The 890-nt window shown below is 56.5% G+C and carries 1 rRNA gene; it reads left to right on the top strand.

Annotated features, from left to right (window positions below):
* Nucleotides 1-890: ribosomal RNA gene (locus C480_RS22320) — 23S ribosomal RNA — on the top strand; the annotation flags it as partial.

Here is an 890-nt window from a genome sequence, read left to right as displayed (position 1 = left end):
AGAGACGAGTCAGCTCCAGAGTATCGGGGGTTGGATATCCCTCGTGAATATCTCAGGCATCGACTGAGAAGACTAAATACTCCTCAAGACCGATAGCGAACAAGTAGTGTGAACGAACGCTGAAAAGCACCCCACGAAGGGAGGTGCAATAGGGCGTGAAATCAGTTGGCGATCGAACGACGTGGCTCAAAAGGTCCTGTACACAATGAACCGGGTGCGAACCCGTAGTAAGCCGTACGGGAAGCCGGAGTTGCGTCGTGCGTTTTGAAAAACGAACCAGGGAGTGTGCCTGTTTGACGAGTCTAACCTGATCATCAGGGAAGGCGTAGGGAAACCGATATGGCCGCAGTCTTTCGACGAGGGCCACCGTGTTCAAGCGCGGGGAGTCAAACGGGCACGACCCGAAACCGGACGATCTAGACATGGACAAGGTGAAGCGTGCCGAAAGGCACGTGGANCCGTGTTCAAGCGCGGGGAGTCAAACGGGCACGACCCGAAACCGGACGATCTAGACATGGACAAGGTGAAGCGTGCCGAAAGGCACGTGGAGGCCTGTTAGCGTTGGTGTCCTACAATACCCTCGCGTGATCTATGTCTAGGGGGGAAAGGCCCATCGAGTCCGGAAACAGCTGGTTCCAACCGAAAAATGTCGAAGCATTACCTCTGCCGAGATAGTTCGTGAGGTAGAGCGACGGATTGGGGGACCGCACTCCGAGAGGAGTGCGCCCCCCTGTCCAACTCCGAACTTACGAACGTCGTTTGACGCAGGGAGTTCGGTGCACGGGGTAAGCCTGTGTACCGTAAGGGAGACAACCCAGCGCCGGGTTAAGGTCCCCAAGTGTGGATTAAGTGCGATCGAAGGTGGTCTCAAGCCCCAGACAGCCGGGAGG

Source organism: Natrialba aegyptia DSM 13077 (genome assembly GCF_000337535.1).
GTDB lineage: Archaea > Halobacteriota > Halobacteria > Halobacteriales > Natrialbaceae > Natrialba > Natrialba aegyptia.
Note: the sequence above shows the minus strand (reverse complement) of the source record. Positions and strands in the feature narration are given on the sequence as shown.